The organism is Novosphingobium sp. (genome assembly GCF_039595395.1).
In the GTDB taxonomy this organism is placed as follows: Bacteria; Pseudomonadota; Alphaproteobacteria; order Sphingomonadales; family Sphingomonadaceae; genus Novosphingobium.
In genome coordinates this window covers 3681874-3706793 of record NZ_JBCNLP010000001.1, presented here as the reverse complement: position 1 = coordinate 3706793, position 24920 = coordinate 3681874, and the positions used below count along the sequence as shown (strand labels likewise).

Here is a 24920-nt window from a genome sequence, read left to right as displayed (position 1 = left end):
TCGATAGGACCTCTCATGTGGGAGGGACGGAGAGCTTCCAACCACCACGCCCGATATCGCGGGCAGGGTGGAACGTGTGATCAGGAGAGTGACGATGCGGTGGATGGCAGTTGTCGGTGCGGGTATATCGATCTTTGCGCTGCAGAGCGTAGAGGCGATGGCTAAAGATGCGCCGACACAGGGCTCGGTGGTGCAGCCCGGCAACGCGCAAGGCGATCTGTCGCTGACCATCTACAACAATGATCTGGCGCTGGTTCAGGATATCCGCTCGCTCACTTTGCCCAATGGCCATGTTTCGCTCGATCTGCCCGATGTTTCGGCGCGCATCCGCCCGGAAACGGTGACGATTGCGGCGGCCAACACCAGCGTGATCGAGCAGAATTTCGATTACGATCTGCTCTCGCCACAGCGTTTGCTGGACAAGTCGGTGGGGCAGGACGTCAGTCTGGTGCGTACCAATCCGGCGACGGGCGCGGAAACCTCCGAGCAGGCCCGCGTGCTGGCCAACAATGGCGGCACGCTGGTGCAGATCGGCAATCGGATCGAGGTGCTGGGGCAAGGCAACACGCGGCTGGTGTTCCCCGGCCTGCCTGAAGGGTTGAAGGCCCATCCCACGCTGTCGGTCACGCTGGATTCTGCTGCGTCGGGGACCCGGCCGTTGACGCTCAGCTATCTGTCGCAGGGCTTTGGCTGGAAGGCTGATTATGTCGCGCTGTTCGATGAGGCCTCGGGCAAGATCGATGTGCAGGGCTGGGTCACGCTGACCAACAGCACGGGAACGGCTTTCCCGCATGCGCGCGTATTGCTGGTGGCGGGCAATGTCGGCGGCGGCGAGAGTGAGGTGCCGGTGCGTCCGTTCCGTCCGCGTGGCGGGCTGGTCAAGGCGGGGACGCAAAGCGCTGATCGCGAGCAATTGGGCGATTACTATGTCTATCCCATCGACGGCCGTACCTCGGTGGCGGGCATTCAGCAGAAGCAGATCGGCTTTCTGGATGTGAAGGGCGCTCAGGCGGCGCGGGCCTATGTCTTCAACAACGGCTGGATGGGCAGCCAGGATGAGGCGCAGAGCGCGACCACGCAATTGCGCTTCACCAGCGCGCGCGGCAGCGGGTTGGGCGATGCGCTGCCCGCCGGCACGGTGCGCGTCTATATGCGTGACACGCGCGGCCAGCCGCAATTCATCGGTGAGGACAACATTGGCCATACGCCGATGGGCAGCAGCGTGGCTCTGGGCATCGGCTCGGCTTTCGACGTGAAGGTGCAGCCGGTGGTTGAGGGGCGCGACCATATCTCCAGCGATGAGTGGGAGCGGGTGGCCAGCTATCGCATCACGCAGGGCAGCAACGCCCGTGTGGTCAGCGTCGACCGGACGGCGACCTTCTGGCGCACGCGGATGAGCTATCGCCTGACCAACGCCAAAGCCGTGCCGGTGACGGTCGAGGTGACTCAGGACGGGTTGGACAATGGCTGGCATGACACGCGCGTTTCGGCCGAAAGCATCAAGGGCGAGCAGATCAATGCCGATCGTCGTCAATGGCTGGTCACTGTGCCCGCGCATGGCGAGGTCAAGCTGACGGCGCAATTCGATACACGCTATTGATCCGGAAGCCGCGGCTGATGAAAAGCATGACCTTGATGCGGCCCATGCTGGCGATGGTAGGCCCGGTGGCATGGCGGCGGGGCGGGCGGGGGCTGCGTCTCGCTTCCCTTGCCCTGATGCTGGGATGCGGCGCGACGCTGGTTGACGCGCGACCGCAAGATGCGGCAACGGCGGAGCAGATCCCGGCTGGCCTGCCAGCGGAGCCCACTGTTACCTCCGCCGCGCCCGCGGCTCTGGCGGTGACGATCTATCGCGCGCCGCATGGCGGGGGCGATGGAGCCTTGTCGCGGGGGGCATGGCTGGGCGGTTATGCGCTGGTCAGCGAGGAGCGCGAGGTCGATCTGCCCGCTGGCCGGGCGGTGCTGCGGTTCGAAGGCGTGGCCGCCGGGATGTTGGCCGAAAGCGCGATCATCACCGGCCTGCCCGCAGGGGTGAGCGAGAAGAACCTCGATGCCGACCTGCTTTCGCCGCGCAACCTTTATGCGCGGGCCTTCGGGCGCCCCGTGACCTTGCGGCGGACCCGGCCCGGCGGTCAGGTGAGCGAGGAAGAAGCGATCATCCGGTCCGGTCCCGATGGCGCGGCGATCCTGCAGACGGCCAAGGGTTTCGAGGTCGCCAATTGCGGCGGGTTGAAGGACGATCTGGCCTATCATGGTTTGCCGGAAGGGATGAATGCGCGGCCGACGCTGTCGGTGGAAACGCAGTCCGATCACGCGCGGCATGTGCGTATCCGCCTGTCCTATCTGGCCTGGGGCTTTGACTGGCGCGCGCATTATGTGCTGGCGCTGCGCCCCGGTGGGCAGGAGGCTGATATGACCTCCTGGCTGACGCTGGCCAGCAGCGACGATACATCTTTCCCCAAGGCCGATGCCGGGGTGGTTGCTGGGCGGCCGAATATGACGGATGCGCGCCAGTATAATTTCGGGGCGCAGCAACTGGTGATGAGCTGCCAATTGTCTCCGCTGCCGCCGCCTCCCGCCCCGCCGCCACCGCCGCCGCCCGCCCCGATGATGGCGCGGGCTGAGGTGGTCGTTACGGGCTCGATGCGGATGATGAAGGATGCCTATGTCGCTCAGGCCGAGGCTTTGGGCGATCTGAAGTTCTATCGCATTCCCGTGGCGACCACGATTGCCGCCCATGGGCAGAAGCAGGTGGCGTTGTTGGCGGATCGCCCGGTGCGGCTCGCTTTGATCCATACCGGCATGATCCAGCCGGGCGAAAAGGGCGCCGCCCAGCGCATGGTCCGCTTGCGCAACAAGCGTGAGGACGGGCTGGGGCTGGCGCTGCCGGGCGGGCAGGTGAGCGTGGTGGAAGGTCTGCGCGGGGCAAGGATCCCGGCGGGCGAAGGCCATATGACCGACAAGGCCGATGGTGAAACCGCCGATATCACGCTGGGGGATGCGCCCAATGTGCAGATGGATGCGGTGGTGACTCATTCAGCCACGCGACAGGGCATCAAGCGGCAGACAGTGCGGTTGAGTGTGACCAATGCGAACCGCTGGCCGATCCGTTTCGAGGGTAAGTTGGCGCTGGAAGATGGCGGCGCGGTGACCTCGAGTTCGGTCAAGCTGGGGCGCAAGGATGGTTTGCCGCTGTGGCAGGCCGCTGTGCCCGCGCATGGCCGGGCGGTTCTGACCTATGTGCTGACCACGAAGGAAGAGGTGATCCGGCGGTGATGGGTTGATTCAGGCCATGGCATTGGAAAGCAAGGCCTTCCCTCGTCGCTGAGGGTGCTTTCCAGGCACATGGTCATCCGCCCCCCTGCATCACAAAAGAGCAGGGAGCAGGCCCGCGCGAATCCCGACCGGGATGATATCCCGGTCGGCAATCCGGCGCGAAGCTGCTCCCTTTGCCCTTTACACCAGCGTGGCGTTATCGATCACGAAACGATAGCGCACATCGCCCTTCAGCATGCGGTTATAGGCATCGTCGATCTGATGCCCCGCGATCATCTCGATGTCCGAGGTGATGTTATGCTCGGCGCAGAAATCGAGCATTTCCTGCGTCTCGGCGATGCCGCCGATCAGCGAACCGGCTAGCGAACGGCGGCCGAAGATCAGCGGGAACACCATCGGGCTGGGGTGCGGATGCTCGGGCGCGCCCACCAGGGTCAGCGTGCCATCACGCTTGAGCAGCGCGATGAACGGATCCAGATTGTGCGAGGCGGCCACCGTGTTGAGGATGAAGTCGAAGCTGCCCGCGTGAGCCGCCATCTCTTCCTCGTTGCGCGACACGATCACCTCATGCGCGCCCAGCGCCAGAGCGGCCTCGCGCTTGGCTTCGCTGGTGGTGAAGGCCACGGTGTGAGCGCCCAGCGCCCGCGCCAGCTTCACGCCCATATGGCCCAGGCCACCGATGCCGACGATGCCGACTTTCTTGCCGGGGCCGGCGTTCCAGTGGCGCAGCGGCGACCAGGTGGTGATCCCGGCGCAGAGCAGCGGCGCGGCGGCGGCGAGCTGCTCGGGCTTGTGGCTCACGCGCAGCACGAACTTCTCGTTGACCACGATGGCTTCGGAATAGCCGCCCATCGTGTAGCCCGGCGCGTCGGGGGTGGGGGCGTTGTAGGTGCCGGTGAAGCTGCCCTCGCCGGTGCAATATTGCTCCAGACCATCATCGCAGCTCGGGCAGTGCTGGCAACTGTCGACCATGCAGCCCACGCCCACGGTGTCACCCACCTTGAATTTGGTGACATGTTCGCCCACGGCGGTGACATGGCCGACGATCTCATGGCCGGGCACGCAGGGGTACAGTGCGCCGCCCCATTCGTCGCGCGCCATATGCAGGTCGGAATGGCAGACGCCGCAATAGGCGATCTTGATGGCGACATCATGCGCGCCGGTGTCGCGGCGGGTGATGGCGAGGGGTTCAAAGGGTTTGTCAGCGGCGGGCGCGCCGATAGCCTTGACGGTCATGGGGGGATCTTCCTGTCAAAGGGAGAGAAGAGGAACCCCTGTGTAGGCCATCGCCATTATCGCGATAATATGCGATTTGCGGGATGAACCTATGAGTCAGGCGCATCAATGCGCGATTGATAATCGCGGGCATGAATGCGCTGCCGACAAAGAGTATGCATGAATGCAGCAGGCAGACCATCACGAATTGCGCGCCTTTCTGGCTGTTGCGCGTGAACGCAGCTTTACCCGCGCCGCAGCGCAAATGGGCCTGTCGCAATCGGCGCTGAGCCGGTCGATCGCCAATCTGGAGGCGCGGCTGGGGGTGAGGCTGCTCAACCGCACCACGCGCAGCGTTGCCCCCACCGTCGCGGGGGAGCGCTTGGCGGCTGGCCTCGTGCCGCATTTCGAGGGGATCGAGGCGCAACTGGCCGCGCTGGGCGACATCCGCGAGCGTCCCGCCGGGCTGGTGCGGATCACCGCCGATGAAAGCGCGGCGCAATGCGTGCTGTGGCCGGCTCTGTCGCGCTTTCTGCCCGATTATCCCGATGTCGAGGTCGAGGTGGTGGTGGACAATGCTCTGACCGATATTGTCGCGGCGGGGCTGGATGCCGGTGTGCGCTCGGGCGATATCATCGACCGCGACATGATCGCCGTGCCGATCGGCGCGGACCAGCGCATGGCGGCGGTGGCCTCGCCCGCCTATCTGGCGGGGCGGGCGCCCCCGCTCCATCCGCGCGACCTGACCGAGCATCAGTGCATCAACATCCGTCTGGCCACGCTGGGCGGGCTCTATGCCTGGGAGTTCGACAAGGATGGGCGCGAGATGCGGGTGAGGGTGGGCGGGCAGCTCACCTTTAACACTTCGACGCTGGTGGTGCAGGCGGCGCTGGATGGTTTTGGCATCGCCTTTCTGCCCGAATGTCAGTTGATCGAGCATATTGCGGCAGGACGCTTGGTCCGCCTGCTGGAGGCATGGTGCGAACCCTATCCCGGTTTCCACCTCTATTATCCGAGCAGCCGTCAGGTTTCGCCGGCGCTGCGTGTGGTGATCGACGGCTTGCGGCAGGCGCGGCGTTCGGCGGAGCAGGTCGCGGAGCTTCGCGATACGGTTGGGGATTGACGGGGCGCCCGACACCCGGCAAGAGCGCCACTTCCCATGGATGGGGCGATTAGCTCAGTTGGTAGAGCGCTTCCTTTACACGGAAGATGTCGGCGGTTCGAGCCCGTCATCGCCCACCACATTCCCCTTCTCATCACATCTCACTGACTGTTGTAAGCGTCAGAAAACAGGGGTATTTTTTGTGCCTCTGGCTCATGGCGTCTGCCTTCATCTCACTGCTGCTCAGCCTTTTTGAGGCAATGGGGGCATCGCTGAAGCCTTGTTTTTTAAAAAAGGCCCCCAGCTATGCCCCTAACCGATTTTGCCATCAAAAATGCCCGTGCCCGTTCAAAGCCTTACAAGCTTGGTGATTATGGCGGACTCTTTATTCAGGTGCAGCCTACGGGCAGCAAGCTCTGGCGACTGAAGTATCGCATTGAGGGGAAGCCGAAGGTCATAGCCCTTGGCGCCTATCCTGCCGTCCCGTTGCTCATGGCCCGTCAGCGCCGTGATGAAGCACGAGCCCAGCTTGCTCAAGGGCAAGACCCCGCACGCGAAAGGATGCTGGCCAAGTACCGAGAGATCGCAAGCTCTCAGGACACCTTTGCCAAGGTTGCGCAGGAGTTCATCGACAAGCGCCGACTTGAAGGCATGTCGGAAGGGACGGCGAAAAAATGCGAATATTACATATCGCGGTTGGGAAGCGCGGTCGGGCGGCTTCCCATCACAAAGGTTGCGACGATCGATGTCCTGGTCGCCCTTCGAAAGATCGAGGCCAAGCGGAATTATGAGACGGCGAGGCGTGTCCTGCAACTGGCTGGCAGAGTGTTTCGCTATGCGGTGGCAACGGCGCGCATCGCGGTCGATCCCACCCGTGACATGCGCGGGGCGCTCATCACGCCGCGCCCTAAGCATTATGGGGCGATCGTCGAGCCGAAACGTGCGGGAGATCTGCTGCGCGCAATCGACGGTTATGTGGGGCAGGAGATCACAAGGCTGGCCTTACGCCTGTCCCCGCATGTTTTCGTTCGTCCCGGCGAGTTGCGAAGGGCAGAATGGAAAGAGATCGATTTCGATCAGGCAATCTGGACGATACCGATCGAAAAAATGAAAATGCGCCGCCCGCACTATGTGCCTCTTTCGCGCCAATCGCTCGAAATTCTGCGGGAGCTACATAAAATAACGGGACCATTCGGTCATGTTTTTCCATCAATCAGGACGTCTTTGCGTCCGATGAGCGAGAACACCATAAATGCAGGCCTGCGGCGGCTTGGTTTTTCTGGAGATGAAATGACCGCCCATGGATTTCGGGCCCTGGCCAGCACGCTGTTGAACGAATCGCGCAAGTGGAGCGCAGACGCCATCGAGCATGCCCTTGCCCATGGGGATACCAACCGTGTGCGGGCAGCCTATCACCGAGGAACGCATTGGGACGAGCGTGTGGAGATGGCGCAATGGTGGTCGGACCATCTTGATGTACTGCGTGACGGCGGCACAGTGCTTCCGTTTGGCAAGAAAACCGGCACCTGATTTCGCTCGGAGGGCCGAGGCGGGCTGCCAACTGTCACGATGTGATCGATAGGGATGAGACCTATCAATCACATCGTGCCGTTTTCTGATTGATCGGGCCGGCTGGCTGGACGACGTGGCTGGCAGCCGTCGAGCCGGCAGGTTGCGACCAAAGTCGGTCGTTCAGCCGGGACACGCTGAGTGTCCGTTCAAGCCGAAACTTGCCGCTCGCTTTCGGCCGATGATCTCGGCCACAGACGCTCACACACCGGACATTCAAAGCCCATGGTCGGGCCGTCGAAACCCACCGTACATTCATGATGGCTGAAAGGCGGGGCTGGAGGATGTCGAAGCCCTTCGAAGCGCCCATCAAGTAATTTGCCGACATTGAAGCGCGGGCTCACGGCTTCGGAAAAGCGAACTAGCTGGGTGAGCAAGCTGGAGTCGGCAATCGGCCTACCCGCCTGCCGGGGCTCGCCGTCCCGGCATCGAAATTTTTTCCGCCCTAGCCTCTCGACAGACGCAAGGATATCCTGTGCTTATAGATTATTGTGATCTGGCTCGAGGACGACGACCTAACGGCGAAAAAAATTCTGATGGGCGCTTCCGGTTTTTTCAATCTGGCTTCGCTCCACCTCCGAACCGCGTCGCGAGGGCTGTTGGGGAAGGACTATGGACAAACTGGAAGAGGGACCTGATCCCGACGATATTGCCGCCTGGCGACAGGTCATCAAGAACCAGTCGCTTGGAAAGATTCAGGGCCGCCAATTAGTTGCTGCGGCCCAGCAGATTGGTGCGTTTGGCGATCCACGCGTCATCAATCCCCTCATGAATGAAATTGCCGAACGCATGATGCGCATCCTGCGCAAGCACATCGGCAAGAACCATCGCAACGAGGGGTGGGACATGATCGAAGAGGTCCATCACCAACTGATCGAGGCGGTCCTTAAGCCGACCTCAGCAGACGGCATTGGGATGCGGACAGCGTTTGTTGCCCGAATCAAACTCCGCGCCGCCGACGCTATCCGCCGTGAGCAACTTCATTCGGAGCGGTACGTCTATTCTGAGGAGGAAGAGCAGCGCCCGGACGGACATAAGGCCCTGGCGACGGATGACGAGGAGCGCGCTCACGTCGAGAGCGTGCTGAAGCGGATCTCCGATCCGCGGAAGGTTCTCGCCTTCCGTCTTCATATGGATGGCGTGCCGCGCAACTCCACCAAGGTCGAGTCTATCGCTTCGGCGCTTGGCGTGAGCGCGAAGACCGCTGAGACCTGGGTCAAGGAGACAGAGGAAGAGATCAGAACCATTCTTGGAGCTAAGTCATGACGGACCAAACCAAAGCCACGAGGCGGGACGAGGTCTTGTTCGCATTCCATCGGGAATGCGCCACCCCGACGCTAAATCAGATCATCAACTGGACACAGCGTTACCCTGAGTTCGCTGACGACATCCGCGCGCATGCCGGGATCATGCGTGATTGGGCTGCTGACGAAGAAGCAGAGGAGGAAGTGGTCGACGAACTGATGATGAATCGTGCCCGCAGCCGTGCACTCAACGCCATCTACAATGCTCAGGCAGCCGAACAGGACAAAACTCAAGCTGCGCCGGAGACGACGTTCGACCAACTGCTGTCCAGTGCGGGATTGGATACACGGCAGCTCGGCCGCGCCATTGATGTCGGCCGCGATGTCCTGTCGGACCTTTTTCGTGGGCGGATGTCACCTCCTATCGGGCCGCGATTGGTAAAGGCGTTGCTTGACCAGCTCAAGGCGACCCGTGCGCAGTTCGACCATGCGCTTGCCTATGCGCAGTCCCATCCTTCCATGGGCCACGCGAAGGCGTCGCAGCAGCCCACGATCATACAGTGCAGTTATGAGGAGAGCATCCGGCGAAGCAGCATGTCACCGGAGCGCAAGTCCTACTGGCTTGAGGAGGGCTAAACATGGACGCCTGGCGCGACATTCGGCTGAAGGCACGCGCTTGCCATTCAAAAGCATTGAGTGTTGCCCAGGGTGACCGTCGCGGTCGCGCTCTCGTCGATGCCGTCCTGAAAGATGCCGATCTGGAGTTGCGTTATTGCCAGCCCGGTGAAGTGTTCGGGATTGGCGTGCACGGGTCTTTCGAACGTGCGGACGGGCTCGTGTACGTCGTCAGTGGCCAGGACCCGAAGGACGAGGTGGTCGTGATCGCTCACGAGATCGGTCACTCGGAGCTCCATCACGATCCGAGCAACGAGGTACGAAACGTCCAGGCGCAGCTTGGCGGGGATCCCATCGACAGCGGCGCGGGTGTGGTGGAGGGCTATTCGCCGCGCGAACGCAAGGAGTTGCAGGCGGATATATTCGCCGGCGAATTCCTGTGCCCCGCCGACTGGCTGCGCACCGAAATTGTGGATATGGCGCGTCGCCCTTCGGAAGTCGCCGAGGAGTTGGGCCTTCCCTACGGTCTGGTCCTCAACCAGGCCATTCGCGCCCTGTTGCTGCCACCCCTTCGCGAACCGGACGAGCGCGGCCCGGCTGTTCTGATCGAGCTTGATGAAAGCCAGAAGCAGGCGGCGACCTGGGATGGTGGTCCTCTCCTCGTCGATGCGGGACCGGGGACGGGCAAAACCCGCACGCTCGTGCACCGGATCGGGCATGTGCTCGGCCAGGGCGCCCTTTCAGGTTCGATCCTGGCACTCACCTTCTCGAAAAAGGCTGCTGAGGAAATGCGTGAGCGGCTTTCCGACTCCCATCGGGACGCGGCGATCGAGATGTGGGTCGGGACATTCCACGGCTTCGGCTTGGAGATGGTCACGAAATGGCCTGGCCGTCTCGGACGCACGGCTGATGTCAAAATTCTCGATCAGACTGCCCAGCTCGCGCTTCTGGAAGCGAACCTCTCCCGTCTTCCGCTGCGCCACTATCAGAACCTGTTCGAGCCCGCCTACGAGCTAGTCTACGTCCTGCAAGCAATCTCGCGCTGCAAGGATGAGCTGATCTCGCCGGAGGACTATCTGGCCGAGGCGAGGGCCGCGCTTGCCAATGCGACGCCTGACGAAGTCGAGGCTGCCGAGAAAGCGGTCGAAGTCGGCGAAATCTACAAAATCTATCAGGATGCACTGCGTGAGGCGGACGCCGTTGATTTCGGCGATCTCGTCATGCTGCCCGCGCAGTTGATGGCGGAACACGAAGATATCCGCGTGGAGTTCCAGCAGCGCTTCCAGCACATCCTGGTCGACGAATATCAGGATGTGAACTTCGCGAGCGCGCGGCTACTGCAATTGCTGGCCGGCGGTTGCCAGGACGTGTGGGTGGTCGGCGATCAGCGTCAGTCAATCTACCGATTCCGTGGAGCGTCGCCGGCCAACGTCGAGCGCTTCCAGACGGACTTCAGCGGTTCGAAGGTATCGCTTACCAGCAACTACCGCTCAGGCGGGCCGGTGGTGCGCGCGTTCTCAGAGTTCTCGCGCCACATGGCGGCCGACCCCGGCGCAGCGGCGAACTGGGGTGCGTTCCGCGGTGAACTCGGCGAGGTGTCGCTCACCGTGGCAGGCACGGTTGCGGAAGAGGCTGCTGCCATCCGCAATCAGATCGAAGCCCTTCGTGCAAGCGGCATTGCCTACCGAGATCAGGCGATCCTCGCGCGCAGCCATCTCACGCTTTCGCGCATCACCGATGTGCTGGAGCAACTCGGCGTTCCTCTCCTTTATCTAGGGGACCTGTTCGAAAGGGATGATGTCCGAGATCTACTTTCCCTCGTCGCCATCGACGCGGAGTTCGGCGGCATTGGGTTGGTCCGTGTCGCACAACTGCCAGAGTACGCGGCGTCCAAGGACGACGCTCTTGTGGTCATTCGCTGGTCTCAGGATCAAGGCCATACTGTCTATGAAGCCCTTGCTCGACTGGATGAGATTGAGGGCCTGAGCGAGACCGGCCGTGCGGGTCTGCGCAAGCTGGCGGAGCATCTAGACGGCATGGGTGCGACCACCTCGCCGTGGGCGTTGCTCACGACCTGGCTGTTCGAACGCAGTAACTATCTTCGGCCCTTGCTGGAGGCTCCGGACGCCCAGGCGCAGCAGAAGCTGATCGCGATCTATCAGTTCCTCAAGGTGTGCAGCGAGCAACATGATGTCGAAGGACACGCCGATCTGCGCGACCCAGGCCGCAAGGCCTTGCTCGAACGCATCCGCCGCATTGAAGCGCTAAGCCAGGACAGCCGGTATCGGGCTGTTGTCTCCGAAGCTGCGGATTTCGACGCGGTGCGGGTGATGACGATCCATGGGAGCAAGGGGTTGGAGTTCTGCGGGGTGCATCTGCCGGCGCTTGCGACCCGCTACATGCCGACCAATCGTCAATGGGTGCGCTGTCCCCCGCCGGTGACACTCGGCAAGCTCACTATGCAGAAAGAGGATCACGACGCAGAAGAGGAATGCCTGTTCTTCGTAGGCCTCTCGCGTGCGCGAGATCATCTTTGCCTGACCCGGGCCGAGCGCTACACCCAAGTCAATGCCAGCGCGTCGAAGTTTCTCGACACTGTCTCTCGTCATCTTCAGGTGAGGCGTTTCAGTGGTCCGGTGCCTGCGCTCAAAGCGGCGCAGGTCTGGTCGCCTCTTGCCCCGCACGACGGTTATGACGAGCGGGAACTAGATGTCTATCTCAGGTGCCCGGCGCGCTATCGCTATGAGGTACTGGATGGTTTGCGCGGGGGACGGGATTCGTCCGCCTATCTGCGGTTCCATCGCTGCGTCCACCGCACGATGGGCTGGCTCGAACAGCAAGCTGAAAAAGGCCAGCCGGCGAGCCCCGACCAGGCATTACAGGAACTCGCTCGCCAATGGGCGGAGCACGGCCCTGGTGGTCACGGATTCGAGGGTTACTACCGCGCCGCGGCAGAGACTATGGTGGTGTCCATCGCCCGCCTGATCGCCTCCGAAATAGGGACCTATGACCGGGAGCCGTGGTCGGTGCAGGTCGGCGGCAGGACGATCACCTACACGCCGGACCGGGTCGTCATCGCGCCGGATGGTCGGGTGCGCGTTCAGCGAATCCGCACGGGCCGCAAGACGAAGTCCGAGCCGGACAACCGCGTCTATGCGCTGATCCGAAAGGGCGCCGCCCAGCGTTATCCAGGTCGCTCCATCTCGGTAGGAGCCTATTATCCAGCGACGGACGAATTCGTTCCGATGGCGGCCAAGAACGACGATAAACTGCTGCGGGAATATGCCGAGGCGATCACCGCCATCGAGCGCGGTGAGTTTCCGGCGACCCCCGAAGCGCGGCAATGTCCGAACTGCCAGTGCTATTTCATCTGCGGCGTGTGAGCCCGCCAGCACTGCTTCCGGTTTTTCCTCACTGACTTCGCTCCTTTCACAGGACGCCATCCAGGCGCCGGAAAGGATCGACCATGACCACCATTGTTTTCATCCAGGTTCATGAGCGGGAAGGCCTCATCGAGGCCGAACTGCCGCAGGACCCGACCCACGAGCATCTGCACGGCGCCATCGCCGCGCTCGGGATCGAACTCGCCGACGACACCTTCATCTTCATTGATGAGGAAGAAGAGCCGCTGGTGCACAAGCACCACGAGCCCCTGCCGCCCATCAAGCGCGGCTGCCGCATCCACGTCAGCAAATGCCGCAAGATTAACGTGACGGTGCACTACCTCGAGAAGACTGAGGAGCGCATCTTCGCCCCAGGCGCGCGGGTCAAGAAGGTCAAGGCCTGGGCGGTGGAGAAGTTCAAGCTCAACCACCACGACGCCGCCGAGCACGTGCTCCAGCTTTGCAACTCGACGGACCGACCGGCGACCGACACGCCGCTTCACGAGCTGACCAAGGCCCCGGCCTGCTCGATGTGCTTCGACCTCGTCCCCGAAAAGCGCGTCGAGGGCTAGATGAACATTGCGGTCTCACCGGACCGGCTGCTTCTCGAACAAGATCTCGCTGCGCCGGAATTCCGGTGCGGCGAGATTGAGGGCCGCTGGAGACATGTGTCCACCACCTGGCCGCATGTGATCATCGCCGTAACTGCGGATGCGCGGCTTGGCGCGCCCGGCGAGTACGGGTTCCGCTTCGAGTGTTCCGGCTATCGCCAGAACCCCGCAACGGCTCAGCCCTGGGACGTCCTGGCCAACCGGCCACTGCCATTCAGCCAGTGGCCGACGGGCAAAGCGATCCTTCCGTCCATCTTTCGGCCCGATTGGAAGGGCGGCCAGTGCCTTTACCTGCCCTGCGACCGCTTCTCCATCGAAGGCCATGACAATTGGCGCAACGAACATCCCAGCCGGCTCTGGCAGCCGCGCCGCGGGATCATCTGTTACCTGGAGCAACTCTATGACCTTTTCCATCAAGGCGACTATTCGGGCGTTCGTAGCGCCTAATCACCGCGTGAGCTGCCCCCGGCGGTTGTGGGACGCGGTAACGCACGAACTCGACCGGCGGGGAGAGCGCGTCCATGAAGCAGGAGCCTTCCTTCTGGGTCACGCCAACGATGAGCGTCGGGAAGTGACCGATGTCGTCTTCTACGATGACCTCGACCCGCAGGCGTACTCGACCGGCGTCTGCGTCCTGCACGCCCCCGCTTTCGCGAAGCTCTGGTCGCTCTGCCGGGAGCGCAAGCTCACCGTGGTGGCTGACGTCCACACCCATGGTGGGCGCGCGATCCAGAGCGAAGCGGACCGAACCAACCCAATGGTGGCCCGTGCCGGCCATGTCGGACTGATCCTGCCCGATTTCGCGGTCGCGCCGATCCGTTGGGATCAGGTGGGTATCTACGAATACCGGGGCGACCACCAATGGCACGACCGCTCGCCACGGGTGCGCCGTGGCTTCTTCTACATCGGCCTATGGAGCTGACATGACCGAGCCCCTTCACATCTCCCTGCACCGTACCGCGAAGTATTTCATGGACAGCGGGCGCGTGCAGACGACCGAGGAGGCCATGGATCTCCTGAAGTCCTTCGGTCTCACCATCGCTGTCGGCCCCGAAATCCAGACGAGCCAGGCCGCGCAGGTTGCCCTGCTTACCCTGGTGAACCTGGCGCGTCGTACGTTCCTAGCGGGCGTCGAGATCGTCGGGCTGGCCGATGCGCCGGTCCTTACGGGGCTCGCGCTGGAGACCAGCCTGGCCCATGCGGTGTCGAACCTTGGCGGGCGTATTGCATCGCATGCCCGATCCGACTGGCCAGTGGCGGTCATTGGTTCAGTCGAGATGCAGACGCCTCAGGCGCGCGCGTGGCGCGTGACCTGGCAGGGCTGGCGCGCTGGCGTCGTCCCGGTCCGAGATGGTTGGGCGATGAATGATGACGCGGTCATGCCGCTGGCACCAGCCCTGGCGTCGGCAGTCTGCGCAGCCGAGGTGTTCGCATTGCATGCCGGTGATCACCCGCTGGCCGGGAAACGCGCTTCAGGTCTCTCGCTCTGGCGTCCGGGATCCGATTGGACCGAGGCCGACGAAACGGAGCCAGCTCTGGCGTTCCTGCCCTCGCGATTGTGGCTCATTGGTCTGGGCAATCTCGGTCAGGCCTATTCCTGGCTCCTGGCTTGCCTGCCTTACCCGCCCAGCGGGCTGGAACTGGTGTTGCAGGATTTCGACCGCCTAGCCCTTTCCAATGACAGCACCTCCATTCTCACCAACCTTGATGTTCTGGGCCGGATGAAGACGCGACGCGCGGCGGAGTGGTTGGAGGCGCGGGGGTTCACGACGTATCTCGAAGAGCGACGGTTCGGCGCTTGGACGCAGCGTCAGGCCGATGAACCCGCTGTGGCGCTGTGCGGGGTGGACAACGCAACCGCCCGTGCCGTTCTGGAAGATGCGGGGTTCGGCCTGGTTGTCGAGTCCGGGTTGGGTGCTGGCCCGCAGAGCTTCCGCAATTTCGCCATGCACACCTTTCCTGGGCCTCGCCGAGCAAGCGAACTTTGGCCGACGACGCTGTCCGTGGAAACACCGGACATATCGCACATGCCTGCCTACGCCAACCTCAAGGACAAGGGCGTTGATGCATGCGGCCTCGCGCAGCTGGCGTCACGAACCGTCGGAGTTCCGTTCGTCGGCCTAGTGGCCCGCGGCGCTAGTAGTCTCAGAACTTTTGCGCCGCCTGAATGGGGGGGGCGTCGTACGAGGTGATCGCAGGCTCGGTCACATGTTTCGCGGACGTAGAGGCATGCGCCGGAGAACCGGGGATATACGAATTTGGCTTCTGTACTGTTGACATCGAAACCGGCGATTCCGCCGGTGAAGGGCCTGGTGCCAACACCGTTGAGGCCTGACAAGCGGAGCGCAATTTTTCCATCCGCTGCTGACAATTCAGGCGGTCGACCTTTAATCGGGCTATCGAAGCTTTTGGACAAACGGCAGCATGTCGCCCTAGCTTTCCACGACCTGGCGTTCCGGTCTGTCCAAAAAAGGAGGACGCTCGAATGTAGGCATTCGCAGCCCGACGAATGGCCGGTTTTGGCGTAGCCGGTCGTTCTCAATCGCGGTGCCGTCCGGCAGGAATGTCCCACGACTCCGCCTTAGCTTTTGGCGGCCATCGACCAGATATCGCCGTTACTCGTTACGGAGCTGACGTCCGGATCTGACAGGAGCTGCCGATTGAGCGTCATGAGGCCGCCGGTCTGCAACCGCCCCGAACGTGGAAGCTCGTCAGAGCTGAACTGGCACCTGAAAGCAGTCGCTAACTCCCAACCAATCTGCCCGCTTGCATTCCGAGCAGACATGCGTTTGACACATGGGATGAACGCTCCAGAACCCGACCTGCCCCCGACCGAACGATCGCCGGTCGAGCCGTGGTGGGAATCGAGCGCCGCACAATTGCCCGCGGTTCTCGCTCGTCTTCACGATGACAGTCATGACGAGGTCGACCTCTTTTGGCCGTTGTTCGACTACTATAATCACTTGATCTCAAAAGGGGCCGATTTCGGCGTTCAGACCGCAATCCTTGGCGAAGCTGTTGCACGGTTTTTTCGTGTTCGCGCCTATCCTTTTTTCGAGGCAATGTTTCTCGAACTGGTTGCCCGATCGGCGCTTTCGGCTGGCGACTTGACCAAGGGACTGGCCGCCTTCGAGGAAATGGCCAGAATCCACCGGGAAGACCAGCGTGGCGAGCTTGTCGAACTCGCGGGCGACGTCTGGGGCTATGCGAAGACCGGTCTGTTCGGATCCGATCTCCAGCCGTTGATATTTGCGAGCGTCGCCCGCGTCTTCCGCAATATCGGCGATCTGGAACGCCTCGCCGGGGCCTATCTGCAGGCCTCCGCTCTCTACGCCCAACATGGTGCCCATGACTCCGCGGCGAGCGCGCTTGCCGAGGCGCGCGAGATCGCTGTCGCCTCGGACCTGCCGCACATCCTCACGCAGAGCCATGAGCAGGAAGCGGTACTGGCCTTCGAGCGGGGTGACGCCGGTGCCTCGGTCGCGTCGGCAAAGACCGCCCTGGCACTGCACAACGCGCAGGGTAGCGACCCAACTTTACGCCTCCGTCACAACCTCGCGACGGCACAGATGGAGCTCGGGCATCTGGAAGAGGCGGCGGACATCTACTTGTCGTTGATCGACATCGCCGAGGACGCTGACTTCAAAGGCGTTCTTCACGTCAATCTCGCCTCCTGCCTGCGCCGCCAAAGAGCGCTGCCGCAGGCGTCCGCCAGCATCGGTCGCGCGCGTGACCAGTTCGACAAGGATACGACTTACGATATCCTCCTCGAACTGGAAATCGTATCAGCATCGATCGCGATCGACAGCGGAGACCAGTTTGAAACGGGGGCACGGCTGCGCGACGCGGCGGCCATGCTGGACAGGGGATTGCAGAGCGTGCTGCGGCTTCACCACCGCCAGGGCCTCCGCGAACATTATATCCGCCAACTCGAAGGACGGCTCTCTCAGGTCGCGTCGCAAGGGCTGGCGTCGGACATCACGCCGGTCATCGCCGTCATCTATGGCAGCGTCATCGCAGACTGGCTGGCGCTGCTCGACTGGGTCGGCAGCCTCAGGTCCAGCGACAGGCTCTCAGAGCCTGATCTCCAGGAGCTGCGGGAGCGGATCGCGGCCGTTCGGACATTCGGCGCCCCCTTTTCGCTCAGTAGCGACGAGCAAAGCGACAATCCGTGGGACAGCAACCTGACTGGAAAACCCTGGGACGAACTGGGCGAAACCATTTCCCGGCTTGTCGGCCAGGGTGTGGCGTCACCATTCGAAGGTGTTTCGATGCAGGCGACACGATTGCTGCTGGAGGCTCGCCTCGCCGAAGGCTGGTGCGTCATCCTTCCGACCTTTGCCAACGAGCCTGTCTCGCTCTGGGTGCTGCGCGCAGGAGCCTATAAGCGGCACGGATTGCCAGCGCGTTCCTTGTCGGTTTGGCAGGTCGCCCGCAAGCACTTTACTAATGGCACGGCGCCGAAATCGATTTTCACCGAAACGCTTAATGGGTTCACCGATGAGGTCGGCGCTCTTCTCGCAAAGGATTTCGACGCGCTGCCCTCAACATGTCCCGGCATCCTCAGCCTCCAGGACTATGCCAACACAATCCCCATCACGTCGGCCGTGCTGAGACATGACGGGCTTCGCGCCCGAATGGCAGCTGGCGAGTTCGAGGTCAGGATCGTGCCGGCCCTCTACCCGGAACACGGAACGATGCCCATTTCCCATCCTAGGATGGTCGCCTTGGTCGACAGCAGCGACAATCTGGCACTTGCCCGTGTCGAAGCGGAGGCCGCGGCGACGATCCTAGAGGCTGAAGCCTTCGTCGCAGTCGAAGTTGACGATGCCGCTAGGCTCACCGAGCAGATGATCTGTGCGGATATGCTAGTCGTCTCAACACACGGCACGCCGATCTCCCGCTACTCCGATCCCTTCCTCGGCTCATTGGGTGGGGTGGGTCGACACGCTATCACCGTCCAGGCACTGCAAACGGACTTCGGCGCTCTCCCGTATCGCCTTGCGATGCTAAACGCCTGCTATGCTGGCGCAACGTCCTTCGGCGCTGACCGCGCTCGGCGGACGCATGATGCGGCCGGTTACCCCGCCCTGCTTCTTCTCAACCGGCGCGCGGTCGTGAGCGCAGCGTCGTGGCCAATCGGCGATATGATCAGCTTCCTCTATCTGATGCTCACCGCGCAGGGCCTAAAAGACGGTTTGCCGGCACCTCGGGCGCTCTGTCGCGCCACAGCGCGCCTCTATGATCTTAAGACGATCAACGCACGCGCGTTGCTGAGCACAGCGTCCCCGCCGGGCGGCCGCGACGGGACGATCGCCCTTCTGGACCGCGCCCCGCCAACCGGGGCCTTCGCCGATCTTTACAAGGTTGGAGGAATAGAAGTCTACACGCTCTTCTGACGCAAGCGCGGCGCCGGGTAAGTTGCCATTACCGCAGGTCACCGAGAATGACTGCTCTTTCTCAGCCGAGGGCGTCCCAGTCCTCCTCTGTCGCCGTCCGATGCCGAGCAGCCTTAAAATTCAGACTTCGAGGCCCTGACGCACAAGCTCTGCCAATGCCGCTTCGGAATTACGCGTGATCCGGTCGTCATCGTTGTCGAAGCAGGTGCGAAGGAAACGCTCAAATTCGGGCCGCAAGCCGGGAGTTATGCCCGCGCTTGTTGGCTGTAGCCCTCGATGGATCGCCAAGGAGCGGGCCGGCGCGTCGTCCTGCATATAGGCTTGACCCTGCTCGCTGATCAGGCGTTTTAGGAAGTCATTGCGGTAAAGTAGCTGCTGGATCGCAATGCTTCGATCTAAATTTTTCATCCCACTCATGGCGTCCACGAACGACAATATGCCGCATACGCAATGGCCAACGCGAGTGAGCGGGGTCGAATAGGAGCTTGAGGTGGTGGGGTATACGGATTCTGCCAGCTTGGCGAGTGCGTTGCCGATTTCGATATAGACCTCGTCGTTGCTCACCGTTCCCCGAAGGCGCTGGAAAAGCGGGCCTAGCTTGGTGCCGCACGTGGTCAGCGTCATCATTACCTTCGCGCCGTAGAAATCCGCCCAATCCTCTAGGCTCCGATCGTCAACGGAAGGGAGTTGTTCCGCGGCATTATGGAGATGGACATAATGCGCGACCTCGTGACCGAGGATCAGGAGCACGAAGGCTAGATCCTTCAAGCTCTCCACCGGCTGAGATTTGAAGTCGTTGCTCATAACGATGCCGCCGCTTGGGCCAATTCCGACGCAGCGCGCTAAGGTCGTCCCACTGAAGCCGAGGCGCAGCTGGAACCCAGCCGCCGGATTGTAGAAGGAGACGAAGTCCTCCACGGCCTGTTCCGCCACCTCCGCGGCCGTGACCGGTTTCGCCTGCGAATCTGTTGTCATATTGCTCTACTGCCTTGGTGTTTGCAGGTCGGTTCGGAGCCAAGGGCTCACCGCATCGAATCGACGAGGATAATTACCGCCGCAGCGTAACTAATCCAGCCTCGTCCACGCTGAAAATGTAACGATCGGACCGTGAGGGCAATTCCGCGTCCCTTTCTCTCCAAACTGCGGATGTGAGGAATCCATGAGCAGCCGATCGCTAACGCCGTCCGCTTTAGCGCATCGAGGGCCATTCGCTGCCAGTCTGTTATCAGCCAAGCGCTGGTCAGGCAAAGTTGGCCGCCATGCGAGGCTGGAACCTCCGCTCTTGGCTGAAAGCCGCCGTTTAAAAGGCGACTTGGGAACGACGGCTTAGTCTGTGCGCCGTGCCAAGGCGGCGTTTTCCAGTGGGTGAAAGCCCCACCCGGCTATGCTCCAGCCGGAAGCAACCGGGGCAGGCATGGAGGTGACGAAATGTCTGAAGCCCCTGGATGACAGTCACATAGGTGACTGTGCGAGTGTGCAGGCCGCAACGTGAGTGAACGCTGAGCAAACCTCGAAAACGTCGATGTGTGGGCCGACCCGGCCGGACTTCCGGGGAAGGCTGATATGGATGGGGGAGTTTGAGCGACGCTGAACCCATCCGCCACACCGGGGTAGTGGCGGCAGCATGTACACAAGGAAAGCGCACGCAACACGGGAAACCCCATCACGTGCTCGGGGACGAGCAACCGGACGCCCGCGAGGGATGGGACGGGCGGGGTGGGGTGGCGGAGAGGCCCGTAGTACCGGGGAAGCCGGGTAATGCCGGTGGAGGGAAGGAGCCTCAGTTCAAGGCGAACGCACCAAGTAGTGAGGGACCGCGAGATTGGGAAACCTATCAACTCCGAAAAGCGTCCAGAAACTGCAGACGGCGTTGCACGCGAAAGCGAAGGCGGAAGCCGACTATCGCTTTTACGCGCTGTACGACAAGATCAGCCGCGACGACATTCTGGCGCATGCCTATGCCCAGTGCCGCTCCAACAAGGGCGCACCGGGGATAGACGGTCAGGACTTCGCGGATATTGAGGCATACGGCGTCGAGCGGTGGCTGGCGGAACTGGCGCGTGCCATCAGAGAGGAGACGTATCGACCGGAACCGATCAGGCGGGTCCATATACCGAAAGCCAATGGCAAACTCAGGCCGCTGGGCATTTCCACCGTGCGGGATCGGGTCTGCATGACAGCAGCAATGCTGGTGTTGGAGCCGATCTTTGAGGCCGACCTTCCGCCGGAGATCTATGCCTACCGAGCTGGGCGTAATGCTCAGCAGGCCGTGATCGAGGTGGAGGATCAGCTGTTCCATGGTCGTCCCGATGTCGTGGACGCCGACCTTGCCGACTACTTCGGCAGCATTCCCCATCCCGAGCTGATGAAGTCCTTAGCCCGCCGGATCGTCGATCCACGCGTGCTGCATCTGATCAGACTGTGGCTGGACTGCGCTGTCGAGGAAACCGACGACAAAGGCAGGAAGACACGAACGACGGTGGCCAAGGATCAGCGACGCGGCATCCCGCAGGGGTCACCCATCTCACCATTGCTGGCAAATCTGTACATGCGCCGGTTCGTGTTGGGGTGGCGGAAGCTCGGTCTTGGGCAACGTCTTGGCGCTCGGCTCGTCACCTATGCCGACGACCTCGTCATCCTGTGCCAGAAGGGCAGCGCGGAAGCTGCGCTCGACCATATGCGCAGGTTGATGGGCAAACTGAAGTTGACGGTGAACGAGGAAAAGACACGCATCTGCAAGGTACCGGACGAGACGTTCGACTTTCTGGGATACACATTCGGTCGGATGTACTCTCCGACGACGGGAAGAGCCCGCATGGGCTACCGACCGTCGAAGAAGAGCATCAAGCACGCGGTTGAGAAAATCCACGCGCTGACCGAGATGACGTCTACGTGGCAGGATTCCGCAGTACTGATAGCCAAGATCAACCGGGTGCTACGCGGTTGGGCCAACTATTTCTCGGTCGGCACAACGAGCAAGGCATACCGGGCCGTCGACAGCTATACGTTGGTGCGGGTGCGTCGGTGGCTGCGTATCAAACATCGAGGCAAGCGACGCAGGGCTCGGACCTATCCAGACGAGTACCTCTACGAGACCATCGGCCTCGTACGCCTGACCAAGCTTGGACGTGGCTCGTCGTGGGCGAAGGCGTGATGTCTTGTCCGAGAGCCGGGTGCGGGAAATCTGCACGCCCGGTTCGCCGAGCGGGGGGTGAAAACGGAACGTCTGGCAAGCCCCACAGGCGCGCCGCACGTCACCGCGTCACCTCCCGACTCTACCAGCATAGGACATTGTGCGATTGCAGCGACCAATAAGCGATTTCGGCCACGGCGGCATCGAAGATGCCGGCGCGCTCATTGGCGCGGCGGAAGCGGCTCGCTCTCTTGTGGCCATAGCGAAAGGGCGTGGCGAGCACGAAGTGCAGATGTCGAGCGCATTCCGGCACCATCTGTTTCACCTCTTCGGCCAATTCTGCCAGCAAGGCTTGGATCGCGCCATCGCGGGCCGGCCGGTTCGTCGAAATCCGGTGCTGTCCCTCGACCAGCCGCCAGATCGTGCCCTGGTAGGCCCGATGCTCAGACGCGAGCGCGGTGGAAGTCCACATAATCAGATACTTCGATCAGACCACGCATCGTGTCGAGTTTGTCGATCGGCTTGGCCGCCAGATCGAGATTGACGGTGTCGAGCCAACGACGCGCGGCGGCATCGTCGCTGGCGAGCAGGGCATCGAGGCTGCGAAACAGGCGCAGCAGGAATTGTCCGGCTTCGAAGGATTTGGAGGCTGGATCCAGTTTGCTTGTCCCGCGCTTCAGGCGGGAAATCCTCAGCCCGGAGAGGCCGAGGATCGCCCCAAGCTTGCTGTTACTAAGCGCCCAGAACTCGGCGATGCGGACGACGGCTTTGCTCAGCGCCGTCGCGCGATCAGTTTGCGGAGTGACAAGCGTGGTCATGGCAGCATCCTTTCACATGAAGGATATATGCTATTCCCGTTCCAATGAATTGGGTCATTTGAACGGATGCGAGCTTGGCTGGTAGATCACCGATTGCCTGCATGCCGCCTCTTTCCGATCACGCTCGGCCACCTCGATCAGTCCTCTTGAAGTGGATGCGCTGCAAGATGATTGGCCAGCTTTTCGACGACCTCCTCGGTGGTTTCGCTTCGAGCGGCACACCGTGTCGCCCATTCACGGCCGGGATGGAGATGATCCCATAGAGGGCGGAGGCCATTGTAACGGCCCTTGCCCGGATCGTGGTTGCCGAAGCCGTCGAGAGTCTGGTTCCAGAGTGGGCGGAACTTGGCGATCAGCAGGCTTTCGCCGAGCGGAATCCAAATGTCATCGACCGTAAGGTAGCGGGCCTGGAAATCGGCGATCGCCAGTGACCCCGAGCCATTCTCGACATCACGGATGCTGTCTCGATGGTCGGCGAGGCGATTATACAGGGCCTTGCCGCGGGCACTGGCCATCAGGCTGGCGCCTTTCCGTCCGCCCTGGGGGATCGCCTTGCCGATGTAGATCGGCCAACGGGCTTCCTCGGCGTTGGCCCGAGCGATCGGCTGGTAGGCCGGGAATAGCCCCTTGTAGTAGATCACGTAGATCCCAGCGCCCTCGAAGGGTGGGATCTCGCCCAGTGGATACACGGGTTGGGCGAGCAGGGCATCGGCCACGGACTTGCCGAGGTTGACCTTGTCGAGTGGGTTATAGACCTCGGTCATCAGGCGTTTCCGCTCCGGGCTCGAATGGCATCAAGTTCCTGACGGACCGAGCGCGCGATCACCTCGGCCAGTGTCACGGGCACCGCGTTGCCAAGTTGGCGCATGGTCTCTGACCAGGCGCCGTGGAACACGAAATCATCAGGGAAAGTCTGGAGCCGGGCGCTTTCGCGGATCGTGAAATAGCGCACCGATCCATCCGGGCGACGCAGCATGTTCTCGCCACCGGGGACACCGTGAACACCTGCCTTGAGGGTCTTGGCCGGTTCGTCGAGCGGGCTACCGGTGTGGCCGGGGTAGGAGCGGGCGCCGGGCTGAAAGCGGTGGTCGGCGAAGCGTTCGGTGGCCTTGGGATTGGTGATCGGTTCGGGCAGACCTATCAGCGCGTCGCGCGTCGTGCGCCAAGGCAGATCCATCGGCTGCTCGCGCAGACGGCTGGCCGCCAGGCTGGCCTTGGGATCGATGGGGCGGTTCTTCCGCGCCACGCCATGGCGGTCCCAATAGGCGGTGTCGCGATACTGGTCCCACAGCATGGCTTCACGCGAGTGCGTGGCCAGGGGGAAGGACCAGTTGGCCGCGAGATCGGTCCGGAAGCCGATGAAGAAAACGCGCTCGCGTTTTTGCGGCACGCCATAATCGGCGGCGTTCAGCACCTCGGGCGGCAGGACCTGATAGCACAGGCCCGAGCGGCTGCCCGACGTGTGATGCCGCTCCAAGCGCGCGCGGTGGTCGATCCAGCTTTCGTCCTCGCGAGAGGTAATCTCGGGATAGGAGAGCTGGAGGAAGATGTAGGAAAAATAAGTCTGAAAGGTCGAGCGCGTCAGCCCCTTCACATTCTCGAAGATGAAGGCCTGCGGGCGGGTCTCGCGCACGACGCGCACGGCCTCGGGCCACATGTCGCGTGGGTCGAGCTGGCCGCGATGGCGACCGCCCAGCGAAAAGGGCTGGCAGGGCGGGCCGCCCGCGACCAGATCGATCTTGCCCTCGAAGGTCTTGAAGGAGAAGCCGCGCACATCGCCTTCGCGCGGTTCGGGCCAGTGGCCGATGATCTCGGCGCCACGCGCGCGGTTTTCCCGCAGCGTGTCGCAGCACCAGCGGTTCCATTCGACCACGTCCTGGGCCTTGAAGCCAGCGCGCCCCACACCCAGGCCAAGGCCTCCGGCGCCGGCAAACAGTTCAATGGCCTTCATGAATCGTCCTCGATGAATCGGCGGAGCGTGTTGCTCAATTGTTCCCTCCTGCCTAATTCACATTCCCATACAATCAAGACCCTCCACCCCATTGTCTTGAGCTTCTCCACATTCGCGAGGTCCCGGGCTCGATTGCCGTCCAGCTTGGGCAGCCAGAAATCGAGCCGGCTTTTGGGCAGGCGTGCCAGCCGGCATTCGGGGTCGGGATGGCGGTGCCAGAAGCAGCCATGCACGAAGATGGCCTTGCGGCGCTTGCGCATCACGATGTCGGGCCGGCCGGGCAGATCCTTGGCTTGCAGCCGATAGCGGTAGCCCATCGCGTGAAGCATGCGGCGGACAAGCATTTCGGGTTTGGTGTCCCGGCCGCGGATGCGGGCCATGCGCTCGCTGCGCGCATTAGTGGAGAGCGTATCGGCCATGGGCTCGATATAGGATGCTGCCCCGGTCTCATGAAGGCGTGTCCTCCACGTGCAAGCGCCTGGGTGGGATGGCCGCGCGGTCGTCATGTTCAGCTTGGTGTCCTTGAAGGGTATCTGATCGGGGCAACCGCCATCCCGCGGCGTGGCGCACGATGTCTCGGGCAACCGGGGTTTGGGGCTGGCAG

At 62.3% G+C, this 24920-nt stretch carries 20 protein-coding genes and 1 tRNA gene; 14 read left to right on the top strand and 7 right to left on the bottom strand.

Translation table 11 applies throughout. From position 1 onward, the window contains the following. Nucleotides 1-157 precede the first annotated feature (157 nt). Together ABDW49_RS16920 and ABDW49_RS16915 are read left to right on the top strand one after the other, a co-directional pair. Nucleotides 158-1600, top strand: a complete 1443-nt coding sequence (locus ABDW49_RS16920; protein WP_343613281.1) for a DUF4139 domain-containing protein — start codon at nt 158-160, stop codon at nt 1598-1600. 17 nt (nt 1601-1617) lie between these two features. After that, complete coding sequence (locus tag ABDW49_RS16915; RefSeq protein WP_343613279.1) at nt 1618-3276, top strand: hypothetical protein; 1659 nt, start codon at nt 1618-1620, stop codon at nt 3274-3276. A 180-nt stretch (nt 3277-3456) separates the two neighbouring features. Here ABDW49_RS16915 and ABDW49_RS16910 read toward each other — a convergent pair whose 3' ends face one another. After that, nucleotides 3457-4512 carry an NAD(P)-dependent alcohol dehydrogenase gene (locus ABDW49_RS16910; protein ID WP_343613278.1) on the bottom strand — a complete coding sequence of 352 codons (1056 nt, stop codon included), beginning with the start codon at nt 4510-4512 and terminating at the stop codon, nt 3457-3459. 163 nt (nt 4513-4675) lie between these two features. On the opposite strand from ABDW49_RS16910, the gene ABDW49_RS16905 reads away from it, so the two are divergent. From ABDW49_RS16905 to ABDW49_RS16855, 11 genes are all read left to right on the top strand, one after another. Further along, nucleotides 4676-5614 (top strand): LysR family transcriptional regulator, encoded by a 939-nt coding sequence (locus tag ABDW49_RS16905; RefSeq protein ID WP_343613277.1) that lies wholly within the window; start codon nt 4676-4678, stop codon nt 5612-5614. Nucleotides 5615-5657: 43 nt separating this feature from the next. Then, nucleotides 5658-5733 (top strand) — tRNA-Val (locus ABDW49_RS16900). A 166-nt stretch (nt 5734-5899) separates the two neighbouring features. Next, nucleotides 5900-7123: an integrase arm-type DNA-binding domain-containing protein gene (locus ABDW49_RS16895; RefSeq protein WP_343613276.1), complete on the top strand. Its 1224-nt coding sequence runs from the start codon at nt 5900-5902 to the stop codon at nt 7121-7123. A gap of 651 nt (nt 7124-7774) precedes the next feature. Next, on the top strand, nt 7775-8428 hold the full coding sequence (locus ABDW49_RS16890) for a hypothetical protein (RefSeq protein ID WP_343613274.1): 654 nt from the start codon (nt 7775-7777) through the stop codon (nt 8426-8428). Next, nucleotides 8425-9042 carry a hypothetical protein gene (locus tag ABDW49_RS16885; RefSeq protein WP_343613273.1) on the top strand — a complete coding sequence of 206 codons (618 nt, stop codon included), beginning with the start codon at nt 8425-8427 and terminating at the stop codon, nt 9040-9042. The genes ABDW49_RS16890 and ABDW49_RS16885 overlap by 4 nt, the downstream gene beginning before the upstream one ends. A gap of 2 nt (nt 9043-9044) precedes the next feature. Then, entirely contained in the window at nt 9045-12404 is a 3360-nt protein-coding gene (locus ABDW49_RS16880) for an ATP-dependent helicase (RefSeq protein WP_343613271.1), read from the top strand. Between the two features lie 83 nt (nt 12405-12487). Further along, nucleotides 12488-12976 (top strand): hypothetical protein, encoded by a 489-nt coding sequence (locus ABDW49_RS16875; protein ID WP_343613269.1) that lies wholly within the window; start codon nt 12488-12490, stop codon nt 12974-12976. Beyond that, nucleotides 12977-13462: a hypothetical protein gene (locus ABDW49_RS16870; RefSeq protein ID WP_343613267.1), complete on the top strand. Its 486-nt coding sequence runs from the start codon at nt 12977-12979 to the stop codon at nt 13460-13462. Beyond that, nucleotides 13416-13937, top strand: a complete 522-nt coding sequence (locus ABDW49_RS16865) for a Mov34/MPN/PAD-1 family protein (protein ID WP_343613266.1) — start codon at nt 13416-13418, stop codon at nt 13935-13937. The genes ABDW49_RS16870 and ABDW49_RS16865 overlap by 47 nt, the downstream gene beginning before the upstream one ends. Nucleotide 13938: 1 nt before the next feature. Continuing rightward, on the top strand, nt 13939-15207 hold the full coding sequence (locus ABDW49_RS16860) for a hypothetical protein (protein ID WP_343613265.1): 1269 nt from the start codon (nt 13939-13941) through the stop codon (nt 15205-15207). Nucleotides 15208-15816: 609 nt separating this feature from the next. Further along, nucleotides 15817-18414, top strand: coding sequence for a hypothetical protein (locus tag ABDW49_RS16855; RefSeq protein ID WP_343613263.1), 2598 nt, complete (start codon nt 15817-15819; stop codon nt 18412-18414). Nucleotides 18415-18534: 120 nt separating this feature from the next. Here ABDW49_RS16855 and ABDW49_RS16850 read toward each other — a convergent pair whose 3' ends face one another. Continuing rightward, the gene (locus ABDW49_RS16850) at nt 18535-19389 is read right to left on the bottom strand and encodes a hypothetical protein (RefSeq protein WP_343613262.1); all 855 of its coding nucleotides are present in this window, start codon (nt 19387-19389) and stop codon (nt 18535-18537) included. A gap of 847 nt (nt 19390-20236) precedes the next feature. Between ABDW49_RS16850 and ltrA the strand changes: the two genes are divergently transcribed. Continuing rightward, nucleotides 20237-21568 carry a group II intron reverse transcriptase/maturase gene (gene ltrA / locus ABDW49_RS16845; RefSeq protein WP_343613260.1) on the top strand — a complete coding sequence of 444 codons (1332 nt, stop codon included), beginning with the start codon at nt 20237-20239 and terminating at the stop codon, nt 21566-21568. Between the two features lie 121 nt (nt 21569-21689). On the opposite strand, the gene ABDW49_RS16840 is transcribed toward ltrA, so the two are convergent. From ABDW49_RS16840 to vsr, 5 genes are all read right to left on the bottom strand, one after another. Next, on the bottom strand, nt 21690-22019 hold the full coding sequence (locus tag ABDW49_RS16840) for a hypothetical protein (RefSeq protein WP_343613259.1): 330 nt from the start codon (nt 22017-22019) through the stop codon (nt 21690-21692). Next, nucleotides 21991-22365 (bottom strand): antitoxin Xre/MbcA/ParS toxin-binding domain-containing protein, encoded by a 375-nt coding sequence (locus ABDW49_RS16835; protein WP_343613257.1) that lies wholly within the window; start codon nt 22363-22365, stop codon nt 21991-21993. Before ABDW49_RS16835 ends, ABDW49_RS16840 begins: the two co-directional genes overlap by 29 nt. Nucleotides 22366-22502: 137 nt before the next feature. After that, on the bottom strand, nt 22503-23129 hold the full coding sequence (locus ABDW49_RS16830; protein WP_343613255.1) for an Eco29kI family restriction endonuclease: 627 nt from the start codon (nt 23127-23129) through the stop codon (nt 22503-22505). Further along, nucleotides 23129-24316 (bottom strand): DNA cytosine methyltransferase, encoded by a 1188-nt coding sequence (locus tag ABDW49_RS16825; RefSeq protein WP_343613253.1) that lies wholly within the window; start codon nt 24314-24316, stop codon nt 23129-23131. Before ABDW49_RS16825 ends, ABDW49_RS16830 begins: the two co-directional genes overlap by 1 nt. Beyond that, a complete protein-coding gene (gene vsr, locus ABDW49_RS16820) occupies nt 24313-24735 on the bottom strand; it encodes a DNA mismatch endonuclease Vsr (RefSeq protein WP_343613251.1) in 423 nt (140 codons plus the stop codon). Before vsr ends, ABDW49_RS16825 begins: the two co-directional genes overlap by 4 nt. Nucleotides 24736-24920: the final 185 nt, after the last annotated feature.

Bases quoted from the DNA above. Each gene is read 5' to 3' on its own strand.
- ABDW49_RS16875 (WP_343613269.1), top strand. From the start codon at position 12,488: ATGACCACCATTGTTTTCATCCAGGTTCATGAGCGGGAAGGCCTCATC.
- ABDW49_RS16915 (WP_343613279.1), top strand. From the start codon at position 1,618: ATGAAAAGCATGACCTTGATGCGGCCCATGCTGGCGATGGTAGGCCCG.
- ABDW49_RS16895 (WP_343613276.1), top strand. From the start codon at position 5,900: ATGCCCCTAACCGATTTTGCCATCAAAAATGCCCGTGCCCGTTCAAAG.
- ABDW49_RS16855 (WP_343613263.1), top strand. From the start codon at position 15,817: ATGAACGCTCCAGAACCCGACCTGCCCCCGACCGAACGATCGCCGGTC.
- vsr (WP_343613251.1), bottom strand. From the start codon at position 24,735: ATGGCCGATACGCTCTCCACTAATGCGCGCAGCGAGCGCATGGCCCGC.
- ABDW49_RS16905 (WP_343613277.1), top strand. From the start codon at position 4,676: ATGCAGCAGGCAGACCATCACGAATTGCGCGCCTTTCTGGCTGTTGCG.
- ABDW49_RS16885 (WP_343613273.1), top strand. From the start codon at position 8,425: ATGACGGACCAAACCAAAGCCACGAGGCGGGACGAGGTCTTGTTCGCA.
- ABDW49_RS16835 (WP_343613257.1), bottom strand. From the start codon at position 22,365: ATGACCACGCTTGTCACTCCGCAAACTGATCGCGCGACGGCGCTGAGC.
- ABDW49_RS16825 (WP_343613253.1), bottom strand. From the start codon at position 24,316: ATGAAGGCCATTGAACTGTTTGCCGGCGCCGGAGGCCTTGGCCTGGGT.
- ABDW49_RS16920 (WP_343613281.1), top strand. From the start codon at position 158: ATGGCTAAAGATGCGCCGACACAGGGCTCGGTGGTGCAGCCCGGCAAC.
- ABDW49_RS16910 (WP_343613278.1), bottom strand. From the start codon at position 4,512: ATGACCGTCAAGGCTATCGGCGCGCCCGCCGCTGACAAACCCTTTGAA.
- ABDW49_RS16830 (WP_343613255.1), bottom strand. From the start codon at position 23,129: ATGACCGAGGTCTATAACCCACTCGACAAGGTCAACCTCGGCAAGTCC.
- ABDW49_RS16840 (WP_343613259.1), bottom strand. From the start codon at position 22,019: ATGTGGACTTCCACCGCGCTCGCGTCTGAGCATCGGGCCTACCAGGGC.
- ABDW49_RS16880 (WP_343613271.1), top strand. From the start codon at position 9,045: ATGGACGCCTGGCGCGACATTCGGCTGAAGGCACGCGCTTGCCATTCA.
- ABDW49_RS16870 (WP_343613267.1), top strand. From the start codon at position 12,977: ATGAACATTGCGGTCTCACCGGACCGGCTGCTTCTCGAACAAGATCTC.
- ABDW49_RS16850 (WP_343613262.1), bottom strand. From the start codon at position 19,389: ATGACAACAGATTCGCAGGCGAAACCGGTCACGGCCGCGGAGGTGGCG.
- ABDW49_RS16865 (WP_343613266.1), top strand. From the start codon at position 13,416: ATGACCTTTTCCATCAAGGCGACTATTCGGGCGTTCGTAGCGCCTAAT.
- ABDW49_RS16860 (WP_343613265.1), top strand. From the start codon at position 13,939: ATGACCGAGCCCCTTCACATCTCCCTGCACCGTACCGCGAAGTATTTC.
- ABDW49_RS16890 (WP_343613274.1), top strand. From the start codon at position 7,775: ATGGACAAACTGGAAGAGGGACCTGATCCCGACGATATTGCCGCCTGG.